At 61.0% G+C, this 6,377-nt stretch carries 6 protein-coding genes and 1 tRNA gene; 3 read left to right on the top strand and 4 right to left on the bottom strand.

The genetic code is table 11. The features are described 5' to 3' along the window. Positions 1-9: 9 nt before the first annotated feature. From ACTHL0_RS04505 to ACTHL0_RS04495, 3 genes are all read right to left on the bottom strand, one after another. The gene (locus ACTHL0_RS04505; RefSeq protein ID WP_440565392.1) at positions 10-468 is read right to left on the bottom strand and encodes a hypothetical protein; all 459 of its coding nucleotides are present in this window, start codon (positions 466-468) and stop codon (positions 10-12) included. Then, positions 465-1,034, bottom strand: a complete 570-nt coding sequence (locus tag ACTHL0_RS04500; RefSeq protein WP_440565391.1) for a Panacea domain-containing protein — start codon at positions 1,032-1,034, stop codon at positions 465-467. Before ACTHL0_RS04500 ends, ACTHL0_RS04505 begins: the two co-directional genes overlap by 4 nt. A gap of 350 nt (positions 1,035-1,384) precedes the next feature. Next, positions 1,385-1,460, bottom strand: a tRNA-Lys gene (locus ACTHL0_RS04495). 250 nt (positions 1,461-1,710) lie between these two features. On the opposite strand from ACTHL0_RS04495, the gene ACTHL0_RS04490 reads away from it, so the two are divergent. Both ACTHL0_RS04490 and ACTHL0_RS04485 read left to right on the top strand, forming a co-directional pair. Then, on the top strand, positions 1,711-2,115 hold the full coding sequence (locus ACTHL0_RS04490) for a PaaI family thioesterase (RefSeq protein ID WP_440565390.1): 405 nt from the start codon (positions 1,711-1,713) through the stop codon (positions 2,113-2,115). Positions 2,116-2,163: 48 nt separating this feature from the next. Then, positions 2,164-3,039: a patatin-like phospholipase family protein gene (locus ACTHL0_RS04485; RefSeq protein ID WP_440565389.1), complete on the top strand. Its 876-nt coding sequence runs from the start codon at positions 2,164-2,166 to the stop codon at positions 3,037-3,039. 90 nt (positions 3,040-3,129) lie between these two features. Here the strand turns inward: ACTHL0_RS04485 and ACTHL0_RS04480 are convergent, their stop codons facing one another. Next, a complete protein-coding gene (locus ACTHL0_RS04480; protein WP_440565388.1) occupies positions 3,130-4,143 on the bottom strand; it encodes a D-2-hydroxyacid dehydrogenase family protein in 1,014 nt (337 codons plus the stop codon). A 373-nt stretch (positions 4,144-4,516) separates the two neighbouring features. Between ACTHL0_RS04480 and ACTHL0_RS04475 the strand changes: the two genes are divergently transcribed. After that, positions 4,517-6,376, top strand: a complete 1,860-nt coding sequence (locus tag ACTHL0_RS04475) for a phosphoenolpyruvate carboxykinase (GTP) (protein WP_440565387.1) — start codon at positions 4,517-4,519, stop codon at positions 6,374-6,376. Position 6,377 lies beyond the last annotated feature (1 nt).

The following is a 6,377-nucleotide window of genomic DNA, read 5'->3' as shown; positions in this document are numbered from 1 at the left end:
GAGAGGTTTTCAGCCCTGGCTTACCGCGTCGTTGTTTGCAGCGACGTCTGGCGCTAAGCTGCTTCGAATTACCCCCTCTTGAACAGCAGTAACGTCATCGCAGTTCATCGCGCAAAATTGAATATCTCGGACGATGCTGTCGGCAAGTGATCCGAAACGATTGATCTGGCCGGAGATAATCCGTGACGAGAGGCTGTCGCTACCAGCGACGGTCAGTTCATAGAACTCGTCGAGGCAGATCCAAGTGCATACTGGGAAGCAGCATGAACCCTGAGGCAGGTAGAAGGCGGGAAATCGATTGCCAGATTGGCAACCAAAGTCGTTACGGTATCGCGACCCTTTGGACGTCGTTTTGGCGACGACAACGTTGTGGTCACTCTTCCCGAGCACGACGAGGTACTTGTCTTTTGTTGCCCTGTCGGTGAACTTGAAGTCCTTATGGAAGAGAATTTGCCCGGGGAGGATCATGTCGGGCCTTTCAGTGCTGCGATAAGGGCGGAACGCTCGTTCACGACCGACTTCATCTCAGCCGCTTCCTGCTTGCGGAGTGCGTATTCGTACGGAATACGGCCTCGCTTCTTCCCTTCCTTGACGTAGACCTGATTCCACGGGAGGTTTTCGAGATGCGTTGCTTCGATCATCTCGGCTGCGTCGGAGTTCTTAAACTCAGTCGCAAGTCGTTCGAGGATGCGCAGTTCGCGCTTAGAGAAGAAACACGGGTCGAATTCGCCAAGTGGTCTGATGTGAAGCATCAGGCCGTTCTTCGTTTGGCGACTACCGAACTCCACCTTGCCAAACCACTCGCCCGCAGCCGTATCCAGAGCCGATAGCTCGCTATGTAAAACCTCCGGAACTGGACCCATCTTCCAGGCGACGTAGTCCATCCCGGTTACAGATCGGCCGGTATCCCGGAAATGCTCGAAGTCAAGGAAGTAGAGGAGCTTGAAGAGCTTGACCTTGCCGAGCTTCTTGACGTTCGTGGCAAAGTACAGCACCGCTTCGACGAGCTTCTGCCGCTCATGGTTCGTTAGCATAGGTTCCCTCGCGCTGGCACTTTAGCACGTCGCGTCGTATGAAGATATTCGACGCTGCCCCATGCATAGACTTTTGTGGGGCAGATCGGACAGTGGAATGCACACAGCAAACTACCGATCTGGCGGCATAGGTTTGAACGTAGGAGTCATCCAGCTCTCGCGGGCCTAGCCGAAGCGGTAGAGGCGGGCGCGAGATACGAATTTATCCTGCCGCGCTGTGGAGTGCTGAGCCTCACGTTGAGGCGCGCCGGTATGGATCGGCATGGATTGATGTAGACCCAAAATGCCTACACGAAACCCAGAAAGCAAAAAGCCCAGCCGTGTAGGCTGGGCTAAGTGCTTGAATTTCTTGGTGGGGCGTGAGTGACTCGAACACTCGACCTACGGATTAAGAGTCCGCTGCTCTACCAACTGAGCTAACGCCCCAACAGACTGCGAATTATGCAGGACTTTTTTATGCTTGCCTAGCCCTTTTCCTCATTTTTTCCAAAATTCTTCGTCGATAGCCCCTGGCGCGCCGACGGCCCCTTCCGTTAGTCCGGCCTTGCGCCCGTCTCCAATACGATCGTTCCCGTCCCGGTATGATGGCGGCACCGCACCGCCGCCCCGCGCGCCACCCGTCGCCGTTCCGAGCACCCGCCCGGCAAGCGTCGAAGCGGCCCAAAGGAGACAACAAATGACAGAATCCGCCGTTCTCGATTTGCTCGATCGCGTCCTCGCGCCCTGGGTGCGCTCGCTCGCGCTCAAGCCGGTTGCCGTATCCGAAGAAAGCGCGACGCTGCGGTTGCCGTTTTCGGGTGAGTTTCGCCACTCCGGCGGCGTCATCTGCGGCCAGGTCTTCATGGCCGCCGCCGATACGGCGATGATCGTCGCCATCTCCGCCGCGCTAGGCGAATTCCGGCCGATGACAACCGTCTCGCTCAACATCCATTTCATGCGCGCCGTTCGCAAAGGCGACGTCCTCGTGACCGCGCGCGTGCTTCGCATGGGGCGCAATCTCGTCTTCGGCGAAATCGAACTCGCCGATGAAGAAGGGAAGCTGGCCGTCCACGCCACCACCACCTACTCGCTCGTCGACTGAGCGCGACAGCCGCTGCGTCACGCGCGCCCACAGACACAGGAACTGCCCATGTTTGATCAGGTCGTCTTCGCCGGGGGCGGCAATCGCTGCTGGTGGCAAGCCGGCTTCTGGGATGTCGTCCAGCCAGAACTCGCACTCGCCCCGCGCGTCATCACGGCGATTTCAGCCGGCGCGGCCACAGCATGCATGCTCTATACGCGCGACTCGGAATGGGTCATGCGCTATTACGAAGATGCGCTTCGCCACAACAAGAAAAACGTCTATTGGGGCAACCTCTGGCGGCGCGGCGCCGCCGTCTTCCCTCATTACGCGATCTATCGCCGCGCATTGCTCGAGATCTACGGAGAGCCGTTCGCCAAGCTGGCTCATGCGCCCGAGATCCGCGTCGGCGTCTCGCGCATCCCCAGGTGGCTTGGCGCTCGGGCGTCCGTTGCAGCCGGCCTCGTCGCCTACAACATCGATAAGCACGTTCGCAAAGTGCTTCACCCAACCCTCGGCCGCACGCTCGGCTTTCAGCCTGAATTCGTCCGTGCGCAGGACTGCGTCGTCGTCGACGAACTCGCCGATTTGATCCTGCAATCGTCCTGCACGCCACCTTTCACGCCCGTGCTGAGACGCGACGGCCGCCCCGTGCTCGACGGCGGCATGGTCGACAATGTCCCCGTCGGCGCGCTCGACGATACCCCGGGCCAAGTGCTCGTGATGGTCACGCGCCGATACCCGCGTCCGCAGACGTTCGTCGTGTCGCACGGCGTGCAGCAGCGCCTGTACGTGCAGCCTTCGCGCAAAGTTCCGATTTCGAGCTGGGACTACACGCAGCCTGCCTTGATGCGGCCCGCATACGATCTCGGCCGCGCCGACGGCGAGGCGTTCCTCGCGCGCCTTCCGCAGATTTCGGGCCTCATCGCACAGCAGGAAGCCTAAGACCCTAGCGCCTGATGGACAACGGGCTGATCGAGGAGCAAACCGCCCGCCCTCGAGCACCCCGAAGCCCGAAGCCCGAAGCCCGAAGCCTCAGCGCCGCCGCACGACGCTCAGCGCTTCCGGATTGACGACGCTAGAGTGGTCCCCTTTATCGAACGCGAGGATATTTTTAAACGCCGCGCTGAAGTACAGCTCGTAGCTTTCGCGCTCGACGTAACCGATATGCGGCGTGCAGATCACGTTCTCCATCCGCAGCAGCCCATACCCCTGAAGGATCGGTTCGCTTTCATACACATCGATGGCGACCATCCCCGGCCGGTTACGTGACAGCGCGTTCACGAGTGCGTTTTCTTCCAACAATTCCGCGCGGCTCGTGTTGACGAACAGCGCGGTCGGTTTCATCCGCAGCAGATCCGCTTGCTTGACGATCCCGCGGGTATCGTCGTGCAGGCGCAAGTGCAGCGTCAGCACGTCGCTTTCCTCGAACAACGCTTCGCGGCTCGCGGCGACTTCATAGCCGTCGGCCTTGGCCGCCTCGAGCGAATGTTCCCGGCCCCAGATCAGCACGCGCATGCCGAACGCTTTGCCGTAGCCGGCGACGATCCGGCCGATTTTCCCGTACCCCCAGATCCCGAGCGTCTGCCCGCGCAGCACGGTGCCGAGCCCGAAGTTCGGCGGCAACGCCGACGTCTTCAGTCCCGATTGCTGCCAAGCGCCTTGCTTCAAGTTCGCCACGTACTGCGGAATGCGGCGTTGCGCCGCCATGATGAGCGACCAGGTGAGCTCGGCCGGTGCGATCGGCGAGCCCACGCCTTCGAGCACCGCGATGCCACGCTCGGTACAGGCCTCCAAATCGATGTGGTTCGATACCTTTCCGGTCTGGCTGATCATCCGCAGGTGCGGAAGCTTGTCGAGCAACTGCGAGGTGACGCGTGTGCGTTCCCGGATCAGCACCAGGGCGTCGACTTCCGCCAGTCGGCTAGCCAACTGTCCGAGGCCGCGCACCGTGTTATTGAACACTTTGACGTCATGGCCGGTCAGTAGCTGGAAGCAATCGAGTTTGCGGACGGCGTCTTGGTAGTCGTCGAGGATGGCAATCTTCATAAGTTAGCGAGAGGTGTTTTGCAGTGCACGATGTCCACAATAGACGCAGTGATATGCTTGTCGGTTCCAACCCTGTCATCGGAGGACAAGCTGGCATGAGCGATGCGACAGACAGCGTCACGATGCTCACGGCTTCCACCAGGCAGGACCGCTTCCTTTTAACAGCTTGTCGCATCGGCGCGCAAGCCGCCGATGACGCGCGCGCATCGATCGCTCTACAGAGCGCGCATCTGCCGCGCGTTTTGCCAAGCTGTTCCGCTCCTGACGCACTCGTTCGTACGCGCAGCGTACGCGTACGAACGCGCCTCTCCCATGCAGCGTCAGCGAGCCAAGCCCGTTTCCTTCTTAACGATCACAAAACGGAGACTGCTCGATGAACCATTCCGCCTTTGGAGGCGCCGCCACACTTGAAGCACCCGCCTACGTCAAACATCGTAAGCTGATTGACTGGGTCCACCGCATCGCAGCCCTCACGAAGCCCGACCAGGTCGTTTGGTGCGACGGCTCACAAGAGGAAAACGATCGCCTGTGCGAACAGATGGTCGCGGCCGGCACGCTCAAGCGCCTGAATGCCGAGAAACGTCCGAACTCGTACCTCGCGTGTTCGGATCCGTCGGATGTCGCGCGCGTCGAGGATCGCACGTTCATTTGTTCCGAGCAACGCGACGATGCGGGGCCCACGAACAATTGGATGGCGCCCACGGAGATGCGCACGACGCTCGAAGGGCTGTTCGACGGCGCCATGCGCGGCCGCACGCTTTACGTCGTCCCGTTCTCGATGGGGCCGATCGGTTCGCCGATCGCGCATATCGGCATCGAATTGACCGATAGCCCCTACGTCGTCGTCAATATGCGGATCATGACGCGCATGGGACGCAAGGTGTATGACGTCCTCGGCACCGACGGCGATTTCGTCCCCTGCGTGCATTCGGTGGGCGCACCGTTGGCTGCTGGCCAAGCCGATGTCTCCTGGCCCTGCAATCCAACGAAATACATCGTCCATTTCCCCGAAGCGCGCGAAATCTGGAGTTTCGGTTCCGGCTACGGCGGCAACGCCCTCCTCGGCAAGAAGTGCTTCGCGCTCCGGATCGCATCGACGATGGGGCGCCGGGAAGGCTGGCTCGCCGAACATATGCTGATACTGACCGTTACGTCGGACGAAGGCCGCAAGTATCGTGTGGCGGCGGCGTTCCCGTCGGCTTGCGGCAAAACGAACTTCGCGATGTTGATTCCGCCCAAGTCGATGGACGGCTGGTCGATCTCCACGATCGGCGACGATATCGCCTGGATCAAACCGGGCAAGGACGGGCGGCTCTATGCGATCAACCCCGAGGCCGGCTACTTCGGTGTCGCTCCCGGGACGAGCGAGAAGACGAACTACAACGCGATGGCGACGCTGAAGGCCAACGTAATCTTCACGAACGTCGCGTTGACCGACGACGGCGACGTCTGGTGGGAAGGCATGACGGACACGCCGCCCGCTCATCTCATCGATTGGCAGGGCCACGATTGGACGCCCGAAATCGCGAAGGAAACGGGGCGCAAAGCCGCGCATCCGAATGCGCGTTTCACGGCGCCCGCGTCCCAGTGTCCGTCTGTCGATCCCGATTGGGAAAATCCTGCCGGTGTGCCGATCGATGCCTTCATCTTCGGCGGCCGGCGTTCGAGCACCGTGCCGCTCGTGACCGAGGCGCGTAATTGGGTGGAAGGCGTCTACATGGCCGCGACGATGGGGTCGGAAACGACGGCCGCCGCCGCCGGGCAGCAGGGTGTCGTGCGGCGCGATCCGTTCGCCATGCTGCCGTTTTGCGGTTACCACATGGGCGACTACTTCAACCACTGGCTCAAGGTCGGCGAACGGCTCGACTCGCTGGGCGCGAAGGTGCCGAGGATTTTTTGCGTGAACTGGTTCCGCAAGGGGCCGGATGGCAAGTTCGTCTGGCCGGGCTTCGGCGAGAACATGCGCGTCCTGCGCTGGATGATCGGGCGCATCGAAGGGCGGGCGACCGGCTCCGATCATGCATTCGGCGTCTCACCGCGTTACGAAGACCTCGATTGGGACGGGCTCGCGTTTACACCGGAACAGTTTGATCAGGTGATATCCGTGGACGATTCGGACTGGCGGCGCGAACTCGCCCTGCACGCGGAATTTTTCGATTCGTTACGGCACCGGCTGCCGGCCGCGCTGACACAGGCGAAAGCGGAAATCGAAAGCCGACTGTCCCCAGTTTGAC

The organism is Trinickia sp. (genome assembly GCF_051961175.1).
Taxonomy (GTDB): Bacteria; Pseudomonadota; Gammaproteobacteria; order Burkholderiales; family Burkholderiaceae; genus Trinickia.
The sequence above is the reverse complement of the archived record's forward strand: the minus strand, read 5'-3'. Positions and strand labels throughout refer to the sequence as shown.